Annotated in this window: 11 protein-coding genes, 1 tRNA gene and 3 pseudogenes; 9 read left to right on the top strand and 6 right to left on the bottom strand. The window is 31.3% G+C overall.

What is annotated here, in order from left to right:
- Positions 1-23 precede the first annotated feature (23 nt).
- Positions 24-1365: pseudogene (locus GOY07_RS02895) on the top strand (M16 family metallopeptidase).
- The gene (locus tag GOY07_RS02890) at positions 1352-2662 is read left to right on the top strand and encodes a M16 family metallopeptidase (protein ID WP_175838532.1); all 1311 of its coding nucleotides are present in this window, start codon (positions 1352-1354) and stop codon (positions 2660-2662) included. The pseudogene GOY07_RS02895 and the gene GOY07_RS02890 overlap by 14 nt, the downstream one beginning before the upstream one ends.
- Positions 2663-3444: 782 nt before the next feature.
- Here the strand turns inward: GOY07_RS02890 and purH are convergent.
- From purH to GOY07_RS02875, 3 genes are all read right to left on the bottom strand, one after another.
- Entirely contained in the window at positions 3445-4965 is a 1521-nt protein-coding gene (gene purH / locus GOY07_RS02885) for a bifunctional phosphoribosylaminoimidazolecarboxamide formyltransferase/IMP cyclohydrolase (protein WP_175838074.1), read from the bottom strand.
- A 140-nt stretch (positions 4966-5105) separates the two neighbouring features.
- Positions 5106-6347 carry a histidine--tRNA ligase gene (gene hisS / locus GOY07_RS02880; protein WP_175838072.1) on the bottom strand — a complete coding sequence of 414 codons (1242 nt, stop codon included), beginning with the start codon at positions 6345-6347 and terminating at the stop codon, positions 5106-5108.
- Complete coding sequence (locus GOY07_RS02875; protein WP_175838071.1) at positions 6344-6916, bottom strand: NifU family protein; 573 nt, start codon at positions 6914-6916, stop codon at positions 6344-6346. Before GOY07_RS02875 ends, hisS begins: the two co-directional genes overlap by 4 nt.
- Before the next feature lie 1595 nt (positions 6917-8511).
- On the opposite strand from GOY07_RS02875, the gene GOY07_RS02870 reads away from it, so the two are divergent.
- Complete coding sequence (locus GOY07_RS02870; RefSeq protein ID WP_175838069.1) at positions 8512-8928, top strand: hypothetical protein; 417 nt, start codon at positions 8512-8514, stop codon at positions 8926-8928.
- Here GOY07_RS02870 and GOY07_RS02865 read toward each other — a convergent pair.
- Positions 8908-9444, bottom strand: a complete 537-nt coding sequence (locus tag GOY07_RS02865) for a Na+/H+ antiporter subunit E (RefSeq protein ID WP_175838067.1) — start codon at positions 9442-9444, stop codon at positions 8908-8910. The two genes, GOY07_RS02870 and GOY07_RS02865, sit on opposite strands and share 21 nt — an antisense overlap.
- 252 nt (positions 9445-9696) lie before the next feature.
- Between GOY07_RS02865 and GOY07_RS04690 the strand changes: the two are divergent.
- Both GOY07_RS04690 and GOY07_RS02860 read left to right on the top strand, forming a co-directional pair.
- Positions 9697-9802, top strand: a pseudogene (locus tag GOY07_RS04690) (IS630-like element ISWpi10 family transposase); the annotation flags it as partial.
- A 1040-nt stretch (positions 9803-10842) separates the two neighbouring features.
- Positions 10843-12090, top strand: coding sequence for an IscS subfamily cysteine desulfurase (locus tag GOY07_RS02860; RefSeq protein ID WP_175838531.1), 1248 nt, complete (start codon positions 10843-10845; stop codon positions 12088-12090).
- Between the two features lie 757 nt (positions 12091-12847).
- On the opposite strand, the pseudogene GOY07_RS02855 reads toward GOY07_RS02860, so the two are convergent.
- A pseudogene (locus GOY07_RS02855) lies at positions 12848-13789 on the bottom strand (IS630 family transposase).
- 696 nt (positions 13790-14485) lie between these two features.
- On the opposite strand from GOY07_RS02855, the gene GOY07_RS02850 reads away from it, so the two are divergent.
- Entirely contained in the window at positions 14486-14638 is a 153-nt protein-coding gene (locus tag GOY07_RS02850) for a hypothetical protein (RefSeq protein WP_175838065.1), read from the top strand.
- Positions 14639-14988: 350 nt separating this feature from the next.
- On the opposite strand, the gene GOY07_RS02845 is transcribed toward GOY07_RS02850, so the two are convergent.
- Positions 14989-16143 carry a SurA N-terminal domain-containing protein gene (locus GOY07_RS02845; RefSeq protein ID WP_175838063.1) on the bottom strand — a complete coding sequence of 385 codons (1155 nt, stop codon included), beginning with the start codon at positions 16141-16143 and terminating at the stop codon, positions 14989-14991.
- Between the two features lie 226 nt (positions 16144-16369).
- On the opposite strand from GOY07_RS02845, the gene mnmE reads away from it, so the two are divergent.
- From mnmE to topA, 3 genes are all read left to right on the top strand, one after another.
- Positions 16370-17698, top strand: a complete 1329-nt coding sequence (gene mnmE, locus GOY07_RS02840; protein WP_175838062.1) for a tRNA uridine-5-carboxymethylaminomethyl(34) synthesis GTPase MnmE — start codon at positions 16370-16372, stop codon at positions 17696-17698.
- Between the two features lie 47 nt (positions 17699-17745).
- A tRNA-Ser gene (locus GOY07_RS02835) sits at positions 17746-17833 on the top strand.
- Between the two features lie 2008 nt (positions 17834-19841).
- Positions 19842-22292, top strand: a complete 2451-nt coding sequence (topA, locus tag GOY07_RS02830; RefSeq protein WP_175838060.1) for a type I DNA topoisomerase — start codon at positions 19842-19844, stop codon at positions 22290-22292.
- Positions 22293-22331 lie beyond the last annotated feature (39 nt).

The following is a 22331-nucleotide window of genomic DNA, read 5'->3' as shown; positions in this document are numbered from 1 at the left end:
TTCAACTATATTAGATAAGAATAATGCTTAATAAGTTTTTTAGTTTTTTTATATTGCTTATATTTTTTCCCGTTTGTCTAATTGTCCTGAAAGCTGAAAGTGTAGAATATAACGCAAAGCATGTTAAACTTAGCAATGGATTAGATGTTTATGTTGTACCTAATCATCGAATTCCTGCTGTTCTACATGCAGTAATATATAAAGTTGGAGGAATGGATGATTTAATCGGCAAAACAGGACTGGCTCACTATTTTGAACATTTAATGTTTAAAACTATAGGAAAGTTTAAAGACATAGAATCTACTATGAGCAGTATCGGGGCTCAATTTAACGCTGGTACGACTAAAGAATATACTATTTACTACGAATTGGTCCTCAAAAAAGATTTACCACTGGCAATGGAAGTCGAAGCAGACAGAATGGGCAACTTTAATGTTACTCAAGACAAAATAGATAGGGAAAAAAACATTGTGCTGGAAGAAAGAAAGATGAGATTTGACAATCATCCTAGCAATTTATTATGGGAAGAAATGAATAGTGCATTTTACCGTACTGGCTATGGTAGACCTGTTATTGGCTGGGAAAATGATATTAAAACTTACAATCAGGATGATATAACAAGGTTTCATGATAATTATTATCACCCAAATAATGCAATACTACTGGTTGTTGGTGATGTTGAATTTGATGAAGTAGTGAGATTAGCGAAAGAAAAATATGGAGAAATTAAAGCTAAGCCAGTAATTAGATATTACCCAAATCAGGATCCAGTACATAATGCAGATTTATCAGTAACTTTAGAAAGCACTAAAGTAAAAGAACCAGTGTTATATTTTCGTTATCGTGTTCCTTTATTTAAGCATATAAGTGAAACCTCTACTGTTGATTTGGCAGTTAATATTTTAGGGAGTGGCAAATCTAGTAAACTATATAAAGATTTGGTTCTAGATAAAGACATAGCAGTGTCGGTCTCTGCTTATTATGATAGTTTAACTTTTAGTGATGGTTATATTGATATTAAAATAACTCCAAAAAGCGGAGTAAGTTTAGATGTCGTTGAAAGAGAGCTAGATAGTGCTATTAATTACTTTATTTCTGAAGGAATAACGAATGAGGAATTGCAAAGCACAAAGTATAGGTACAAGGCAGCACAGCTTGATAATCTATCGAGCTTAACTGATATAGCATTTTTCTATGGTTCACATCTAGCGCTTGGTATTCCACTTGATGAAATAGATATTTCATATAGTAAAATTGATGATGTTAATTTAGAAGATGTGAATAGTAAAATTCGCACCATCTTTTCTGCTAATAAGTTGGTTGGTCGTTTGCTACCAATAAGGGGGTAATGATGAAGATAAGTAAATTTGTGTTTCTGTTTTTTTTCTGTCTAGGCTTTAATTTACAAGCAAGTGGTAACTTAAATATAGAAAAGGTCACTACTAGGAAGGGGTTTAAGTTTTTATTCGTTGAAAACCGCGATTTACCAAAGGTTTCACTGAATATATCATTTAAAGATGCAGGTTACGCGTATGAGAACGTAGATAAACAGGGACTCACTTGGTTCACTTCTCTTGCAATTCAAGAAGGAGCGGGCAAAAATGATGCCAGGGATTTTGCAAAAAGTCTTGAAAATAAAGGAATTAATTTAAATTTCATTGCTGATTTGGAAGCATTTAGGGTTTCGTTAAATACTTTATCTGAAAATTTAGAGGATGCAGTTTCGTTGCTAAGCGATGCTATAATGCGCCCTAAGATTGACCAAGAAGGATTGAATAGAACTTTCGAGAAAGCCAAAGTTAATTTTAATAATCTTGAAAAAAATCCTTATTTTGTTGCTGAAAAAAAAATGAGTGTATTATTGTTTAAAAAACATCCTTACTCAAAAAGTGAATATGGAACTCTTGACACTGTAATGAGCTTTACTAGAGATGATGTTTTAGCATACGTAAAGCGTAATTTCGCTAAAGATAATATAGTTATCAGTGTTGTTGGTTGCACAACAAAGGAAGAAGTTAGTACACTACTGGATAAATACTTATACAAACTACCATTAAAGAGATCAAAAGTTGAAAAAATGCCTATAAGAAACGATTTTGGTCCTGCAGAAAGTAAAAACATTTTTATGGATATACCGCAGAGTGTAATATTTTTTGCTCAAAAAGGTATATCTTATGAAGATCCTGATTATTACAACGCTATCGTCTTAATTAATGCTCTTGGTGGTATGGGACTGAACTCAATATTAATGAGAGAGCTGAGACAAAATTTGGGTATTACTTACAGTATTTTTGCGCGTGTTATTCCCAATAAACATGGTAATGCTATAGTTGGAAATATGAGTACTGATAGTTCTACTGCTGGCAAGGCTATATTAGCAGTAAAAGATACATTGAATAGAATAAAAAAGAAAGGAATTGATGAACAATTATTCAAAGATGCTAAAATTAGTTTAGTAAACAACCTTACCTTTTTTTTATCTAGTAATACAAATACAGCAATGCTATTAGATGATACGCAAATAAATGATCGTGATATTAACTACATAAATAGTTATGTGGATATCATTAATTATGTTAAGCTAGAGAAAGTAAATGAATTAGCGAATTCTTTATTGGATCCTGACAATTTATTTTTTGTTGAAGTCGGAAGAAATACTTAAAGTGAATGGTTACTACAATATAGGTAAATTTTTAACTATATATCCTTATGGCTTTAAATATATAGTTAATTTAACGTTCAGTGAAGATAATATAAAAAAAGTGCTCTAATAGGTTCATTAATAATGATATTGTCTATTATCAACACGAGCATATTTATGATTATTAATACCAATTTTTATTTTTAGTGGTCAAAAAATAACACTGCAGAGTTATGTAATTGTGAAGTGAGAAAGAAAGATGATAAATTATCATAAAGCGCTTTCAAGCAAAGCAATTATATTATAGACTTTATTACGTAAAATGTTCTGTTTTATATAATAATCAAAGTCTCTTAATAAGAGTGAGCTCAATTTTTAGAATTACTGAACCTATGGGATAAAAATTTTATCCACCTAATTTTACTTTAACCTATGCTCTAACACCAATTCCCACTGTATAAGAAACCGGAGAGAGATAATAGTGGAAAAGAAGGTCGTATTTATTGAATAAGTTGAAGTGTAGATATAAAAAAACCCTAATGTTACATTTAAAGAAATGAGAGTAGTAATCCAGAAAAAATTTTGCACAATAAAATCTATAATACAATTGCTTTGCTTGAAAGCGCTTCGTGCAGATTTATTATCTCTCTTTCTTACTCTGCGATTAGGTAATTCTGTAATATTACTTATTTGACCTACTAACAATCAGAATTAGTACGAGTCAGAAACGCTATAGCTGCCACAATTCAGAAGGTTGGCTAAGTTTATCAAGTAGTTTTTTTGCATTCTATAGAACACAAAATTTAATGAGAGAAGCTACGAGTACCAGTGAAAAACATAGCAATTTTACTTTCATTTGCAATTTTTATCACATCTTGATCTTTCAGTGAGCCACCAGGCTGAATTATGGCTGTGATTCCATGTTTTACACTTTCTACTATACTATCTGTGAATGGAAAAAATGCATCTGAAGCAAGCACAGCACCATTACACTTTTTATCCGCCTTTTTCACGGCAATATTCACACTATCTATTCTGCTTGTTTGTCCTGCACCGATACCAATAGCACAACCGTCTTTTGCTATAACTATTGCATTAGATTTTACATGTTTACATATTTTCCAAGCAAAGATGAGATCTTCTTTTTCTTTTTTCGTTGCAGAGTATTCTGTTACTTGACTCATCTCTTCTATTTTTATTGCGTAGCTATTATTTTCTTGTATTAAAAACCCACCAATAATATTTTTAATTTGATATTTCGTATTTTGCTGAAGAGATCTATGAATCATCACTCTTAGATTTTTCTTTCTTTGCAAAATTTTTAGTGCCTCATCACTGACTGATGGTACTATCACTACCTCCAAGAATATACTGCTTAATTTTTCTGCTAGCTTTAAATCTACCTCACGATTTAAAGCAACTATGCTGCCAAAACTGCTTATCTCATCACATGATAGAGCTTTTTTATATGCTTCTAAAACATTATTACCAACGGCAGCACCACATGGATTATTGTGTTTAATTATCACTGCTGCAGGTTCTTCAAACTCAGAAATTATGTTGAGCGCAGATTCTATATCTACTATGTTATTATAACTTAACTCTTTTCCATGTATTTTTTCCAGTGGATATTTAGTAAATTGATTACTATAAAATGCGGCTTTCTGATGAGGATTTTCACCGTACCTTAATTCTTGTGCCTTATTTCCATATAGAACAAAAAACTCTGGTAATTTGCTACTTCTACTCTTAGATAAAAACCAACTATAAATATTAGAATCGTAGTGTGTAGTAAGAGCAAATGCCTTAGTTGCCAAGTATTTTCTATATTCTAATGTTATTTTATTGTTATTTTTTATCATTTCAGCTTTCAATGCTTCATAGTCCTGAACACTGGAAATGACTGAAGTAAAATGAAAGTTTTTTGCTGCAGCTCTAATTAAAGCCACTCCGCCAATATCTATTTGCTCTACGATTTGTTCTTCACTTGACTCATTATTAACTGTTTCCCAGAATGGATATAAATTAATTATAAGCAGATCTATAGATTCAATTTCTAGATCCTGCATTTCCTTTTTGTGCTTTTCTCGATTACAGAGTATTCCTCCATGGATTTTAGGATGTAGAGTCTTTACTCTACCACCTAATATCTCTGGAAATTGTGTATAATCGGAGATTTCCCTTGTCTTTATCCCTGCATTGCACAGCACTTTATATGTATTTCCTGTTGAAAGAATCTCTATTTGTTGCTGCACTAAAAATAGTGCAAGATTGATTATATTTGTCTTATCGTATACTGATATTAAAACTCTTTCAATCTTCACTTTTATGTAGAAAGTTTTTTAAAGATTATACATAAAAAAAGTGATTTGGCTATAGCTATATTACTCACAAATGAATGACCTCTTGCCTTTTTATATATACAGTTCCTATATTTGAACATGAAGCTTAATGTTTATTATACTTACATAAGCAAAGTTTGGTGGATGTTTTTCATTATACTAGCGCGAGCAATTACTTTTTCTTCACCAGTATCCATATTTTTAATCTTTAAAGTTTTACTGCCTAATTCTTCATTGCCAAAAATTAACACAGCCTTAGCATTTACTTGACTTGCTTTTTTCATTCGCTTTTTAAGCACTCCATTATACTCACAAATTACATATAAACCATTCCTGCGCAATTTATTTGCAAGTATCAAAGCATACTCTCCAGCCTCTTTGCCAATAGGGACTAAGCAAATAGGTCTCCTTTCTTTCACGGAATAGTTAATTAATTCCATTATGCGCTCAATGCCACCTGCAAATCCTATTGCTGGAGTATATTTTCCACCTACTGAAGATACCAAATTGTCATATCTCCCACCTGCAAAGACCGCTCCTTGTGCGCCCAAACTCTCTGTAATAAATTCAAACACTGTGTGGCAATAATAATCTAGTCCTCGAACTAATTTATTGTTTACGGTATAAGGTATATCGAGAGCTGTTAATCCGTTTAATATTTGCTCAAAAAAATCTAAGGATTCTTTTGTATAATAATCACTGATTTTGGGTGCATCAAAGATTATCAATTTATCTTTTTCATCCTTGGAATCTAATATTCTGAGTGGGTTTTTAATTAATCTATTTTGGCTAATCTCTGATAGGTCATTTTGAAACTTTTTAAAGTACGATGTTAAAACTTCTCTATACTTAACCATTGTTTCACTGCTACCCAAAGAGTTAATTTCTAGTCTTACATTCTTGTCGATATTAAATTCAGTTAACAAATGCTGAGCGAGTGATATCACTTCAATATCAGCTTTTGGATCTTTTACACCCAAAAACTCAAAATTTATTTGGTGAAATTGCCTTTGTCGTCCCTTTTGTGGTCTTTCATAGCGAAACGCAGGTCCTGTTGAAAATAATTTTATTGGTGTTTGCAGTTTCTTTTCAATAAATAGCCTAACAATCGCTGCAGTTAACTCTGGACGTAGAGTTATGCTCTTCCCTCCTTTATCGTTAAAAGTATACATCTCTTTATTGATAATGTCAGAACTATCACCTAAAGTTTTCGTAAAGACTTCTGTATATTCAAATATTGGGGTTTGTGCAGGTAAAAAGCCATAAAAACTTGAGATTTTGTTTGCTATCTGTTGAATGTATTTAAACTTATACCATTCATCAAATAAAAGATCCTTCATTCCTCTGGCTGTTTGATTAGTCATAACATAGTCTCTATACCTGAAACTTCTGGTATGTGATAACACAGCATATTTTGCACTCCTTGCTTTAGGGTAATTGCAGCACTTGGGCATCCAGAACAAGCTCCTTGCAATTCAACATAAACTATTCCATCTTTATAGCCGCGAAATTTGATATCGCCGCCATCTTGAGTGACTGCAGGTTTGATGTAATTTTCCATCAACTCTTTTATTCTATTTACAATTTCTATATCATTTTCATCAAAAAATTCCTCATCAGGTATGTTATTGTCACTCCCTCCCTTTCTATCTAATGCCTTCCCGCCAGAGGTAAAGTGATTCGTGACCGTAGTTAAAATTTCCACTTTTAATATATCCCAACTAATTTCATCAGATTTTGTTACTGAAATAAAATCATGGCTAAAAAATACTCTTACCACATGTTCTATTTGAAAAAGATCTGCTGCTAATTTGGAATTTTTTACTTCATCTTGATTTGAAAAATCAGCAGTCTCCCTTTCGTCTAAGATTGTAAACCCAGGAAGGAATTTTAGCGTGTTGGGGTTTGGTGTTTCTTCAATTTGAATGAACATGTTATTTACTATGATGATTATAATTGTTACTATTTAATCACAAAGTGATAAAAAAATATACATGTTATTCATTTTTTTGGTTTATAACAATTACTTTATCCTACATAGTGTTGTTGTATTTTCTTTCTTTGTGACAAAAAGAAATAACATAAATTTCATGATAATTCTATACTAAGTAAATTTTTGAATGAATTCTACAGTGATAGAAGTCACATTAAAAATTATACTGGTAATAATATGTCTATAGAGAGACATTAAAATACTGTAGCCAATACCAATTCTTATTTTTAGTAGGTCAAATAAGTGACACTGCAGAGTTGTGTGATTGTGGAGTAAAAAAAAAGATAATAAATTGTCCAAAGCGCTTTCAAACAAAGCAATTCTATTATTATTTTTATTATATAAAATATTCTGTTTTATATACAATCAAAGTCTCTTAATAAGATTGAGCTCAGGCTAGTATAGTGGTAGGTATATAACCTCGATATTCTTAAGTACATTTGAATTCTTTGATTTATGTCAAGTAGCACAATTTATGATAAGAAAGGCTTCTTGTGTTCTTAAATATTATGACATGTATTCAAGAAATATATTCATACAATCAGTGTTCACACATTCGGTGCAAATAAGCTAGGACGCGCTCTCTATATTTTAGAATTAACTGAACTATAAGGATAAAAATTTTATCTACCTAATTTTACTTTAATTGATGTTTTTAACACCATTTTTAAACCGCACGCATTCAACTTTACTAATGTGTGCCAAAATTGCAATTTATTAAAGAAAAATGACTCTTAAATTTAGGCTATTCACCAATAACCTCATTAGATTTTTTTAACTCTTCCTGTCTACCTTTATCTTGTTCATTATAAACTAGCCTTTTTTGCATACTTAAAATGTACTGTAGTCTTGTTGACATTCAGCCAAATTTTCCCCTTAATTCTTATTCTCATTTCTTTAATGTAAGATTCAGATTTTCTTGTATTATACTTCAACTTATTCAAATTTACTTAGATTCAATTTGATTTTGCTATGATGTTGAGAGGAGTAAACAATCTTTTTTCTCTTATAAGTTTTAGCGCTTTATCTATGCAGTTAGTGCTGTTTTTAAAATGCAACATCTTTGCTACGGCTATTATACTTGTTCTTTTGCTGCAATTATAGTATTTAGTTTTTTATCACATATGCGTTGTTTCGTACTTACTTCAGCACTTTTTTATTTATTATATAACTTTTTTATCCGATAATTCTGATTTTAATGCCATTTAATCCTCGCTATTTTACTTGCCTAAGTGTGCTTCTTTTTTATTATTATCTATCTTCGTTTCTTATACAGTGAGAATTGTGATGAGCATTAAAAAAGATCGGAAAAAACATCAATATTTAAGGTAATAAATGTTTACCTTTTTCTAGGTTATCAAAAAATTTAATGACGAACTTCTCTATGCATCTAGTTTAAGTTTGCTTTAATACTTAAATATTTTGCTATTTTTGTATAATATGTTATTATAAGTATATATTTTTGTAATTGTGTTATTATTTATTTAATAAAGTATTAGTATAATCTATTAACTAGATTAAGTGGAGAAATTTGAATGAGCAAACTACCGAACAATGCGAAAATAAGTAAGTCTCAAGTTACTCAGTGGGAAGTAGTAAAAAATTGTGAATATGCTGATAACTGTTTATCAAAAATAATGACTTTATATGTCATCAAAATGGCTAAACTATCAGATTTTTATACGAGCGACGAACCTAAAATCAACACTATTTTAATAAGAGTAAGTATGACAAGTGAAAATGTATTTTTAAATAGGGCTGCTACTATTGAAATCGTGGAAGATATTTTCCCATATAAGTTCAACAGTAGGAAGAAAAATAATATATCAAGATTAGAAGACCTGTACAGTTATTTGTGCTCTATTGTTGGCAATAGTCTTCCAAAAGAAATGCTTGAAAGTCTAGTAAGGGAATATAAGGATGCTGTTAACTTATTTAAAGCAATTACCTAATTGTGAACGCAATATTTTAAAAACTTTGTTCTCTATTTTAGAAACGCCGCTCTTAAGGCTTTTATCTATCAAGCATATGGTAAACAGATATATCTGTTGTTTTTTTGTAACATCAATAGTTAAAGTGCCAGGAGTAATTGTGACTGAATTGGCGAACAATGCAATGCTCATGTCGTTGTGTCCTTTGTATTTCTTTAGGATGATTATCGGCTCAAGTTTAAGTTTAGCTTGCACTACCTTTTTTGTTACGTAAACACTTGATAGAATAACTTGGTATGTTAACCATAGTATATAGCTTAACAATTTGCAAAACTGCAGTCTATTTGTATCATTTAAGATCTGACTGAGAACGCTTTCAGCATCCATTAACCGTTTAAGGATAAATAGCGTAAACATAGAGGAAAATATTCCACAAAAAATAAAAAACAGCTCAAAATAACCAGACAATATGGTCCATAAAGAAAATAAAATTAAAAAGGATAGAGAAAAAAACTTGATTTTTTGCCTAAGGTTCATGTTCTGTAATATAATCTGAATGATTTTTAAAGAAAAGATAATAATGACTCTACTCCCGAAAAATTGAAGAGAAAATTGACCACTCTTATGAATTGAGGACGATAAAGTACCTGACCATTGATGTTGGTGAGTCATGTACATTTTGTTAAAGCATAACAATAATTAGTAATATCAGCTTCCACTATACGAAGAACGGATAGATAATAATGGGGAAGAAGCTATACCGATGGGTAAATAAATAGCGGTGGTTAAATGATGTTAAAATCAAAATTATTAGATAAAAAAAGTAGTAAAATTAGCAAAAAGAGTGCTGAAGAAAGTGCGAGATAACGCATATGTTGCAATAGTACTAACTGCATGAATAAAACACTAAAATTTAAAAGAGAAAAAAACTCTTTGCTCCTTTAACGTCGTAGAAAAATTAGGTTAGAGTTAATTTGAATAAATTGAAGTATGGGTATAAGAAAATCCTGATATCACTATTAAGATCAATTCATAATGAACAAGATAAAGATAAATAAGAGGAGTTTAAAAAAACTTAATGAGGGTATTGGTAAATATATTGGACAAGAGTTATTCATCTTTCATGAATCGCGATTTGGCACACGCTCGAAAGTTAGATATTGGTAGTTTAAAAGGGACATTAGAGACAAGTTAAAGTAAAATTACGTAGAAAAAATTTATTTCTTCATTTTTATAGATTGTGCTGGTTGATATAAGTTAAAAATTAAATATACTTAAAGATATTGAAACTATATATTCATCACTGTGCTTACCAGAGCTCAATCTTATTGAGGAACTTTGGTTGTATATAAGACAAAACATTTTGTGTAATGAAGTCTGTGATATAATTGCTTTGCTTAAAAATACTTTGTGCAGATTATTACCTCTCTTTTTGCTACGCAATTAGATAACTCTAAATATCACTTATTTGATCCACTAATTAATGAGAATTGATATAACGTCCTTTTAAAATCATCAGTATCTAACTTTTGAGTATGTGCAAAATTGCGATTCATCAAAGATGAATAACTCTTGTTTAATATATTTACCAATACCCTCATTAAGTTTTTTTAAACTCCTCTTGTTTATCTTTATCTTGTTCATTATGAATTGATCTTGATGGTGATATCAGGTTTTTTTATATCAGTACTTTAACTTGTTCAAAGTAACTCTAATCTAACTTAATTTTTTACAATGTTAAAGGAGCAAACAGTTTTTTTTCTCTTTTAAATTTTAGTGCTTTATTATTATTTATCTGTTCCTCGTATAGTGGAAATTAGTATGACAACTTTTGTACATCAGATTTTATATTGAGGAAAAATTATATCTTGAAAAAATTAATTTTTAGTGCTATGAAAAACTGTAACTTCTATGTTCAAAACTTTTATACCGATTATGAATGTGAAAAATGGGAAAGTACACAGTGCTAAAGTGAAATTACCAATATTTCTTGATTATCAATCTACTACTAAAGTAGATCCTCGTGTTTTAAAGGTGATGATGCCTTATTTTGGTGAGTTCAGTAATGCACATTCTCGTAGCCATTCGTTTGGTTGGGCTGCTGAGGAAGTAGTGGAAAAGGCGAGAAGGCACATTGCTGATCTGGTAAATGCCGATAGTAAGGAAATTATCTTTACCTCAGGTGCAACTGAGTCAAATAACATGGCAATCAAGGGTGTTGCTCACTTTTATAAAAATAAAGGAGATCATTTAATAACTGTTTGCACAGAACATAAGTGCGTTCTGGATTCTTGTCGGCATCTGGAGAGTGAAGGCTTTAAGGTTACATATTTGCCTGTTAAGCAAAATGGAATTATAGATTTGTCTAAACTTGAAGAGGCAATAATTGATAGAACAATTCTTGTTTCAGTAATGATGGTAAATAATGAAATTGGAGTAATTCAGCCTATAAAAGAAATTGGTTCAATATGCAGAAAGCATAACGTGTTTTTCCATACAGATGCTGCTCAAAGTTTTGGAAAAGTTTCAGTAGATGTAAATGAAATGAACATTGATCTAATGAGCATTACTAGCCACAAAATTTATGGGCCTATGGGAATAGGTGCGTTGTATATTCGTAGAAAAAATCCTCGTGTTAGGCTGACGCCATTGATTAATGGTGGAGGGCAGGAAAGGGGTATGCGTTCTGGAACAGTTCCAACCCCACTTGTAGTTGGTTTTGGTGAAGCAGCACGTATTGCTAAAAAGGAGATGAAAAAAGAGGCAACTAAATTAGAAAAGTTAAGGGATATTTTGTACAATAAAATAAAAGAAGCATTTCCTGATGTTGTTTTAAATGGTGATTATGAGAATAGAATTCCAGGAAATTTAAACTTAAGTTTTCCCTATGTTGAAGGTGAATCTCTCATCATGGCAATCAAGGATTTGGCAGTAAGTTCTGGTTCTGCATGCACATCTGCATCTCTTGAACCTTCCTATGTTATACGATCCCTGAATAGTGGTAATGGCCTTGAGCATTCATCAATTAGATTTGGCCTTGGCCGATTTACGACTAAAGACGAAATTTTATATGCGGCAGATCTTATTGCTAAAAATATAGAGCGGCTAAGAGAAATGAGCCCACTTTGGGAAATGGTGCAAGAAGGAATGGATTTAAACACTGTAAAATGGGACTCTCATTAAATTTTATGGTGAATATCTGTTTAAAATAGGTGGCAAACAAAGGTAAGATATGTTGTAGTAGTAATTTTTTTTATATATGTAAATAACCTTTCTGAAAAAGCTTTATGAAATTAGCAATTTTTTAAATTGCTTTCTTATTAAGCACAAATTGTGTTATTGTAACAAGATAAGGTAGATCCTGTCTTGCAAATAAAAGATAAATATAAGTATCACCTATAGACTAATTAAAGTAGAGAGTTTTCTCAAGGTTATATAGGACAATCCCATTTACGAAAGAGCCTTGATCTAGTTATCGGGTGATGATTTGGTATTGTATTACCCAAGATGGGAAGATAAAAAACTGGATTTATCTAATAGTCATAAAACACTTGGTAAAGTGGGTGCTATTTATAGAGGCTATTGTCGTAAAATTTACTTAGCATAGATAATGTACTATATGCAATAAGTGAAAATCAACGTTATATGAAAAAAGGAGTTAAAGTGTTTGATAAGAGAAAATTTTACAACTTTTAATGATAGACTGGTAATTTGAACTTTAGACGACTGTTTGTACTTACTGAACATAGAGAATGATAGTACAGTTGGTCCTATCATAAGTCATGTCATGATGATAGCAATTAAGCAACAAGGTCAAATTACGTGTATTTCCTGTAATTATGCGTGATAAGCTCATAGTTTAGTTTTTCAAAATGGAAAGTTAGTATCTTTCATTTAAAGATGGGAAAAGGTTGTGATCTTATGCGAATTCTCATTATTATTAGATTAAATAAGTGGCATTGCAAAGTTGTTTAATTGCGGTGTGAAAAAGGGAGGTAATAAATTTATACAAAGCGCTCTCAAGCAAAGTATTGTATTACAGACTTTATTATGTAAAATGTTCTGCTTTATGTAGAACCAAAGTCTCTCAATAGGATTGAACTCAGGTAGGTATATAATCTCAATATCTTTAGATGCATTTAAATCTTTTGACTTGTTTTACTAGCGCAACCCATGTCAAGAAAGACTTCTTGTGTTCTTAAATATTGCAATATTTATTTAAAAGATATATTCATATAGTCAGTGTTAACATTTGGTACAAATAAGTTAGAACTCTCTCCATTTTTATGATTAACTGCACTGTAGAGATAAAAATTTTGTCTACCTAATTTTACTTTAACCTGTGTTTTAACGCTCTTTTAAAACCATTAATGTCCAATTTTTAAATAGGTGAAAAATTGCGATTTATCAAGGATAAATAACTCTTATTTATGATACTTACCAATAGTCTCATTAAATTTTTTTACTCTTTCTTCCTACTTTTATCTTGTTCATTGTAAATTGATCTTGATGTAATATATGAAAACTTCATTTTTACATATTACTGCAGGCTTACTGACATTCAAGCTAAATTTTTCCTGAATTCTTATTCCCACTTCTTTAATGGTAACATTAGGTTTTTTTTGTATCTATACTTTAACTTGTTTAAATTGACTTAGATTTAAATCTAATTTTTCTATGAAATTAAAAGAGGTGAACAATTTTTCTTCTTTTCTGAATTTAAAATATTTTATCCATTTTACTACAGCTAGTATACTGTGTTTTTTTGCTGCAATTATAGCATTTAGTTCTTTTGTACATATATGTTATTTCGCACTTTCTTCGGTGTTCCTTTTACTGATTTCACAACTTTTTTATTTGATAACTTTGGTTTCAACGCCATTTAAACCTTGTTACTTTACTTACTTCAGTTAAATCTTCTGAACAAGAGTTATTTTCCCTCGATAAATCACGATTTTCATACATTTAAAAGTTGGACACTAATGGTTTTAAAAGAACGTTAAAACACAGGTTAGAGTAAAATTAGGTAGACAAAATTTTTATCTCTATAGTGCAGTTAATCATAAAAATGAAAAGAGTTCTAACTTATTTGTACCAAATGTTAACACTGACTATATGAATATATCTTTTAAATAAATATTGCAATATTTAAGAATACAAGAGGTCTTTCTTGACATGGGTTGCGCTAGTAAAATAAGTCAAAAGATTTAAATGCATCTAAAGATATTGAGATTATATACCTACCTGAGTTCAATCCTATTGAGAGACTTTAGTTCTACATAAAGCAGAACATTTTACGTAATAAAGTCTGTAATAAATACTTTGCTTGAGAGCGCTTTGTGTAAATTTATTACTTCTCTTTTTTACACCGCAATTAAACAATTCTGCAGTATCACTTATTTAACCTATTAACAGTAAAAATTAGTATTATAAGTGACCTTCTACAATATTTTAGATACTCAATTTACAGATGTTACACCTTACTACGGTAGTAAAGCGTAATATATTAATAGCAACAAATAACTCTCTGTTGTTGCTGTTGATACAGAATTAGGAAATCTTTTGTGATCACCAGCTTATGCAAGCAAAAAATATCAGTGATATGATTATGTGGGGTATATCAAGGGAGCGGTTGCCTACAACATCATATAAAGATATGAATAGTAACAAATTTTTTATGATAAACTCAAAAAATGAGATTATGAAAATTGTGCTCACTGATGGTCAGTGATTTGGAATACTAACTTAGTAGTGAATGATGAACTAAAAGATTGCCTATTATGTTAGGCCAATATTATAAGTAATAAGGAAATCATGTTTCTATTAAATCAGGAATCTAGTTTGATAAAGAAAGTAGTCAGTATTTTGGAAGGTATGTGTACCATCTTTCTGTAACTGATTTCACAGTTAGAAATTATTGCTTTATGACTGAGAAGAAAAGATTTATATAGATGTATTGATTTAAGTATCAGCGCATGAAATGCTGCAGGTAGCAACAAGGCAATGATGTTTTTACTATAGCGCTAGTACAACCTTATACTGGACTACTAATTAAGCAGCATAAGTTACTTTAGTTATGTCTTAACTATATTGATAATTGACAGCTGCATTTTTACGCAAGTCATCTAATAGTAAGTTGCTTTGTGTTATAATCTTTTGTTGATATATTTGTTGTTTAAGTGCTTCTGTATCTACTGTGTTATCTTTGATATCACATAACATCATTAACCTTACAGTGCTATTTTCTCTGGATTCTATTATTTCGTTTACACTTGTTTTTCTAAATAAAGCCTGTAAATTAGGATTTAAATCCCGCATTTTTATTTCAAATTCTTTTGCGTTTGGCAAATTAAGATTATTTGCCACTTCATTAAAGTTTAAGCAATTAACTTCTTGTTTTTTGAGATTATCTAATAAATTTTCTGAGTCTTTTACTACAATCTGTTTTAATTTTAGAGTGCTTTCCATCATTGCATGATCAAGTTGTACTTTATCTATTGCTTTTACAATAGAATAACCATCACTGGAACTAACTGGACCTGCTATGTCGCCAGTTTCGAGTCTTTCTAAAATGCTCTTGAGGTTGCTTTTTAATTGATTTAAATTAACAGTTACTTTACGCATCTTTATTGGAGCTTCTGGAATGAAGGTGTTATTACTATTCCTTAATTTTTCCATTAAATCTCCAGCTATACTGTAGATATTTACGTCTTTCTGATTGGGAATTATAAACTCTTGGAACGTGATAAGATAATCTGGCTTTTCTATTTGTCTTTTTGCGTCGTTTACTTCCTTGTCGCTTATTTTAATGAATAGCATGATTCTTGCTTCGATGATTTTGCCCCACAAAAGCTGGCATTCTATTTGCTTTTTTAAGATGTTAAGGTCTATATTATGCCCTTTTACGTATTGATCAATTTCATTATCCTTGATTTTAAAACTTTGAGTTAGGAATAACACGACAGCGTTGCTTAACTCTTCATCACTTAATTTTATATTTAATCTTTGTGCTTCGTTGCTAATGATAGCTTCATCTATTAGCTGCTTCAAAATTTGAAGCTTTAGTTCATTTTTATTAACGCCATGAGCACCGAATAATGAATGTATCAAATTAATGCGTTTTTCAATGTCTAAATTTGAAATTGGCTCACCATTTACATCTGCAATAATCTCAATTTTAACTGCAAGCAACTTGATTGGTAATATTATCAATAATAAAATCAGCATTTTGTGCATAAGCAAGGTTATTTAGTTCGTAATCAATTCTATAATAAATATTAAGTTAATACTAGCCAACATGGGGAATTTTAAAGATTCTTTGTAAGATAGATATATTTGATTTCTTAATATAGCGTTATTGTATTGCTATAAATTAGCAAAGCAAATAAAAATTTTTAGCATTTTAAAATTAGGTATTTTGCTTCTTTGAAGGTAACATTGTTGAGAGATAAACCATTTATATATGATGAACATAGATGAAACTATTTTTTCTTTATCAACCGTCTTTGGTAAGTCAGGAATTGCAGTAATTAGGATTTCAGGTGATCGTGCGCTTAAAGCTTTAAATCATTTTCATGTTAAGAAAGATATTAAACCCAGGTTTGCTACTTTGGTTGATCTGTATGATAGTACAGGTCAATTGATTGATAATGGAATAGCAATTTATTTCCCTGCTCCAAGCAGCTTTACTGGCGAAGATGTTATAGAATTGCAAGTGCATGGAAGCAAAGCAGTAATAAAGATCATTTTTGAAGAATTGTCGAAAATTTTTGTCATAGCTAAGCCTGGGGAATTTTCTCTTAGGGCTTTTCTGAATGGCAAGTTTGATTTAACGCAGATAGAAGGAATAGCAGATTTAATCGATGCTGAAACAAAGATGCAAGCTAAACAAGCAATTAAGCAGATGTCAGGAGAATTGGAAAGGCTATATAGTAGTTGGAGAAGGAGGTTAATAGCAGTGCAGTCCAAAATTGAAGCTTATATAAACTTTCCAGAGGATGTTGCAATAGAAAGAGAGGAACTGGAAAGAGTCAGCAATGAGGTGCAAGCTCTTGTGCAGTCAATGCAAGAGTATTTGAATGATAATAGGCGTGGTGAAAGATTGCGTGAGGGTTTACATGTTGTAATAACTGGTAAACCAAATGTTGGCAAGTCAACGCTATTTAATTTCTTGGCCAGGCGCGATATCGCTATTGTTTCTGAATATGTAGGCACAACAAGAGATGTACTTGAAGCTCATATTGATATTGGCGGATACCCAATTATTCTTTCTGATACTGCTGGAATTCGTGAGAGTTCAGATCCTGTGGAATTAGAAGGTATAGATCGAGCAAAAAAGAGGTCTTGTGAAGCTGATTTAAGAATAGAGCTATTTCCTTTTGAGCAGCGTTATAACATCAATTGCAATGTTATAAGTAGTAATACTATTTACGTGTTGAGTAAAGCTGACAATGTTGCCAATGATCACAATATAAAAATTAACGACATAGATTTTTTACCTCTTTCTATTTTAAAAGGAATAGGCACAAAAAAGCTAGTTTATGTAATTAGAGAAGAAATAGAGAAAAAATTTGGCTATGATAAGAATGTTCCTGTAATTACTAGGCAAAGGCATAGGAATTGCATGCAGAAAGCTATAGAATATTTGCGACGTTTTAATATGAACAATCCAATTGAATTGATATCTGAAGATTTAAGGCTTGCAGCGTCTGAACTTGGTGCAGTGACCGGGATTATTAATGTTGAAGAAGTATTGGATGATATATTCAATAGCTTCTGTGTAGGCAAGTGAAACTTTTATAAGTTGCTTAAAATTAAATATTGTGATAAAAAAAAAGTGGACGGATGGCCGAGAGGTTTAAGGCACCAGTCTTGAAAACTGACGTACGTGGTAAGCGTACCATGGGTTCGAATCCCATTCCGTCCGCGTGCATATATAGTAGATTTAGATAACGTTAGCTTATTTTTACCATATTTAGGTATGTGCGTCTATAGTTTTATTGCAATGACTCAAAAATCTTCTTTATTTATTGGCATAAGTTTAACTTTCACATGTAAGCCACTCTGCTGACTTGTATAGATTAAATATCATTTATAATAGCTCCAACTATTCGAGGAATGGATAGATGGTGAATAGAAAAGAAGCCTTGCTGGAGTAAGTAAAATAGCAAAATTTAAATAGTGTTAAAATCGAAATTATTGGATGAAAAAGTTATGGAATGGTAAAAGAAACTTAGAAAAAAGTGCAAGATAACGCATGTTGCAAAAAACTAAATGCTGTATAGTAGCAGTAGCAAAAATATGTTGCATTTTTAAGAAAAGTGCTAACTGCACGGATAAAGCACTTAAAACTTAAAAGAGAAGAAAACTGTTTGCTCTTCTCAATTTCTTGGAAAAATTAGATTGAATCTAAGTTAATTTGAATAAGTTGTAGTGTGGATACGAGAAGACCCTAATATTATACTGCTTCTCATTATTAGTGAGTGAGTTAGATAAGTAGCATTGCAGAGTGTTTAATTATAGAGTGAAAAAGAGAGGTAATAAATTTGTACTAAAGAGCTCTCAAGCAAAGCAATTATACTCTATGGACTTTATTACACAAAATGTTCTGTTTTATATATAACCAAAGTCTCTAAATAAGATTTGGTTCAGGTAAGCATGGTAGCTGGTATATAATCTCAATATTTTTAGGTACCTTTGAATTTTAAGAAATATATTCATATAATCAGTGTTGACAATTTGGTACAAATGAGTTAAAGATCTCTCCATTTCTGGGATTAACTGCGCTGTAGAGATAAAAATTTTATTTACCTAATTTCTTTTACTTTAACTGTGTTTTAACGTCCTTTTTGAACTATCAGTGTCCAATTTTCTTGTGTGAGTGTAATTTATCAAAGATGAATAACTCTTTTATGATACTTGCCAGTAGTCTTATTAAGTTTTTTAAAAATTTTTCTTGTCTACCTTTACCTTATTCATTATGAATTGATCTTGATGTAATATGCGAAAACTTCATTTTTTGCATATCACGGTGTACTACAAACTTGCTGGTATTTAAGCTAAATTTTCCTAGATTATTTTATCTTATTTCTTTAATGGTAGTATTAGGGTTTTCTTATATCTTACTTCAATTTATTCAAATTAGCTTAGATTTAATCTAATTTTTCTATAAAATTGAGAAAGAGTAAACAATTTTTCTTCTCTTTCGAATTTTAGGTAATTTGTCCATTTTGTACCGAATGTCGATGATTGTATGAATGTGTTTCTTGAACAGATGTTACAATATTTAAGAACGTAAGAAGCCTTTTTTATCATAGATAATGCTAGTTGAATAAGTCAAAAAATTTAAAGGTACATAAAAATATTGAAATTATGTACCAGCTACCATGCTTACCTGAGCCAAATCTTATTTAGAGACTTTGGTTGCATATAAAATAAGACATTTTATGTAATGAGATCTATGGTGTAATTGCTTTACTTGAGAATACTTTATGTAAGTTTATTATCTCTCTTTCTTACTTTATAATTAAACACATTTTCAATGTCACTTATTTGACTTATTAATAATGAGCATTGGTATAAGTAATACTCAAAACAATGATTAACACCAGAATTCATAAAATAAAAAAAGAGCAAATTACCTATTGTAGCTGATTCTACACTAACAATAATTGGAATTGCTTTCGGGAAGATATTGCAATTTAGCTAAAAATGTTACTAGTAGGAATAGTAGTTGTGGTTTGTTTATCTTATTACTGCTGCAAGCATACACTATTGTAATAGATTATCGAAGTTGCTTAAAATAGTAAGGTCTAAAAGATTTCTAAAAATGTTCCACAACCCGCTTCATAAAATGAAAAGGACCAATTAAAGCATTTTTTTACTTTTCATCGTATATTCCTCAACATATTATCTTTAAGTACTAATATAATAATATGGCATTGTTGATAGTTGAGTCGCCTGCAAAAGCAAAGACGGTAAGTAAATATTTAAGTAAAGAGTTTAAAGTTGCTGCGTCTTTTGGACATGTAAGAGATCTTCCAGTGAAGGACGGTTCTGTTGATCCAGATAATGATTTTGCCATAAAATATGAAATTGTTGAAAAAGCAGAGAAGCATGTAAAAGAGCTAGTAAAGGAAGCCAGTCAAACGTCAGATATATACCTTGCAACAGACCCAGATAGGGAAGGGGAAGCAATAGCTTGGAATATAATAGAGGTACTAAAGGAGAAGAAAGCAATCAATGATAAAAGCAACATTTATAGAGTGGTCTTTAATGAAATAACAAAAAGGGCGGTACAAGAGGCGATAGAAAATCCACGTGGGATGAATATGGACTTAGTACGTGCGCAACAAGCACGTAGAGCTTTGGATTATTTGGTTGGGTTTAGCTTATCACCACTGCTGTGGACAAAATTGTCTGGAAGCAAATCTGCAGGGCGAGTGCAATCTGTTGCATTAAAGCTTATATGCGAACGAGAAAATGAAATTAGTAAATTTATATCACAAGAGTATTGGAGCATCAGGGCAGAAATGCAAAATAGAAAAAGAGAAACTTTTTTTGTTGTGCTGAGCCACTATGACAATAAAAAGCTAGAAAAATTTGGTATTAGAGACAAAGAAGAGACAAAAGCCTTAATTAGGCAAGTTAAATCTAGGCAATATGCTGTAAACACAGTAGAACGCAGGCAATTTAGGAGAAATCCGCTACCTCCATTCATTACTTCTAGTCTTCAGCAAGATGCAGTGAATAAGCTCTATTTTAATGTAAAAAATGTTATGCGCATAGCACAAAATTTGTACGAAGGTATCGATATTGGGGACGAGACTGTAGGGTTAATAACTTACATGCGTACAGATGGGTTTTATATTGCAGATGAGGCTATAAACTCAATCAGAGGGTTAATTAAGTCATTGTATGGTGATAAATACTTACCAAAGTCTCCTCGTCAGTATGTAAAAAAGGTTAAAAATGCTCAAGAAGCGCATGAAGCAATTCGTCCGACTGATATAAATAGAACGCCGGAGAGCATTAAGGATTACTTAACGCCAGAACAGTTTAAATTGTATGATTTGATTTGGAAAAGAACCACTGCAAGTCAGATGGAATCGGCGATCCTTGATCAAGTGGTAGTTAAAATTAGTTCTGCTGATCAGAAAGTGCTTTTTCAAGCAAGTGGATCGAGCATATTCTTTGATGGTTTCTATAAGGTTTATAAAGATAATATGAATAGTGAGGACGAGAACATGCTACCTGCTATGAGAGAAGGTGAAGAGTGTAAGCTGATTTCTGTTGATCTAAAACAACATTTTACTCAACCTCCACCACGTTATAATGAAGCAAGTATAGTTAAGAAAATGGAAGAAATTGGTATAGGGCGTCCATCAACTTATGCGGCAGTTATCTCAGTGTTACAAGATCGTGAGTACGTTACGTTGGATAATAAAAGATTTATTCCAAGCAGCCGCGGCAAAATTGTTACCATATTTTTAGAAACTTTTTTTCAGCGTTGTGTAGAGTATGACTTCACAGCGCAAATGGAAGAAAAGCTCGATTTAATCTCAAATGGACGTGCGGATTGGAAGAAGGAACTGGGTTATTTTTGGGTACCATTTTTTAATCATGTAAACTCTGTCAGGCAAATGACGCATGATGAAGTTTTTAACGGCATTCATGATTTAGTAATTGATTGGTTTTGTTCAGAAGAAGGGAAAAAAGAAGTAAATAAGAAATGTCTTAATTGTCATGATGGAGTATTAAGATTAAACTTTGGAAAAGCTGGAGTGTTTCTTGGATGTTCTAACTATCCTACATGTACTCATACAAAAGAGATTACTGGCAGTAATGACAGTTATGAATATCCAAAAAGCTTGGGTATAGATGATGTAACTGGTCAGGAAGTAGTGATCAAAAAAGGTCCTTTTGGGCTTTACCTGAAGCTTAATAGTGAGTCAGAAAAGAAAAAAACGGTTTCCATACCAAAAGATATAAATGTTAGTGATATTGATCTTAATACCGCTATTAGGCTGCTCTCCTTACCGAAAGTAATTGGAAAACACCCAGAAACCGGGAAAGAGGTAAAAATGGGCCTCGGACGATTTGGATACTATATTTTTTATGATAGTAAATACTTTTCTCTTAAGAAAAGTTCCAAAGAAGTGCTAGAAACACAGTTAGATGAAGCCGTGCAAATTATTGTAAACAATGCGCGCAAAGAGCTCAAATCTCTTGGTTTTAATGAAGAAGGGAAAGAAGTTTTTATCTGTAGTGGTAGATATGGATTTTATATAAAGTGCGGTAAAATAAATGTTGCTTTAGGTAAAAATGTGGATGTTGAGGGTATCTCTTTGAAAAGAGCTCTGGAGTTGATTAGAAGTAAGAAATAAATGCATGCAAGATTTAAATTTACTGAGACTTTATTCAGT

The organism is Wolbachia endosymbiont of Litomosoides sigmodontis (genome assembly GCF_013365435.1).
Taxonomy (GTDB): domain Bacteria; phylum Pseudomonadota; class Alphaproteobacteria; order Rickettsiales; family Anaplasmataceae; genus Wolbachia.
The sequence above is the reverse complement of the archived record's forward strand: the minus strand, read 5'-3'. Positions and strand labels throughout refer to the sequence as shown.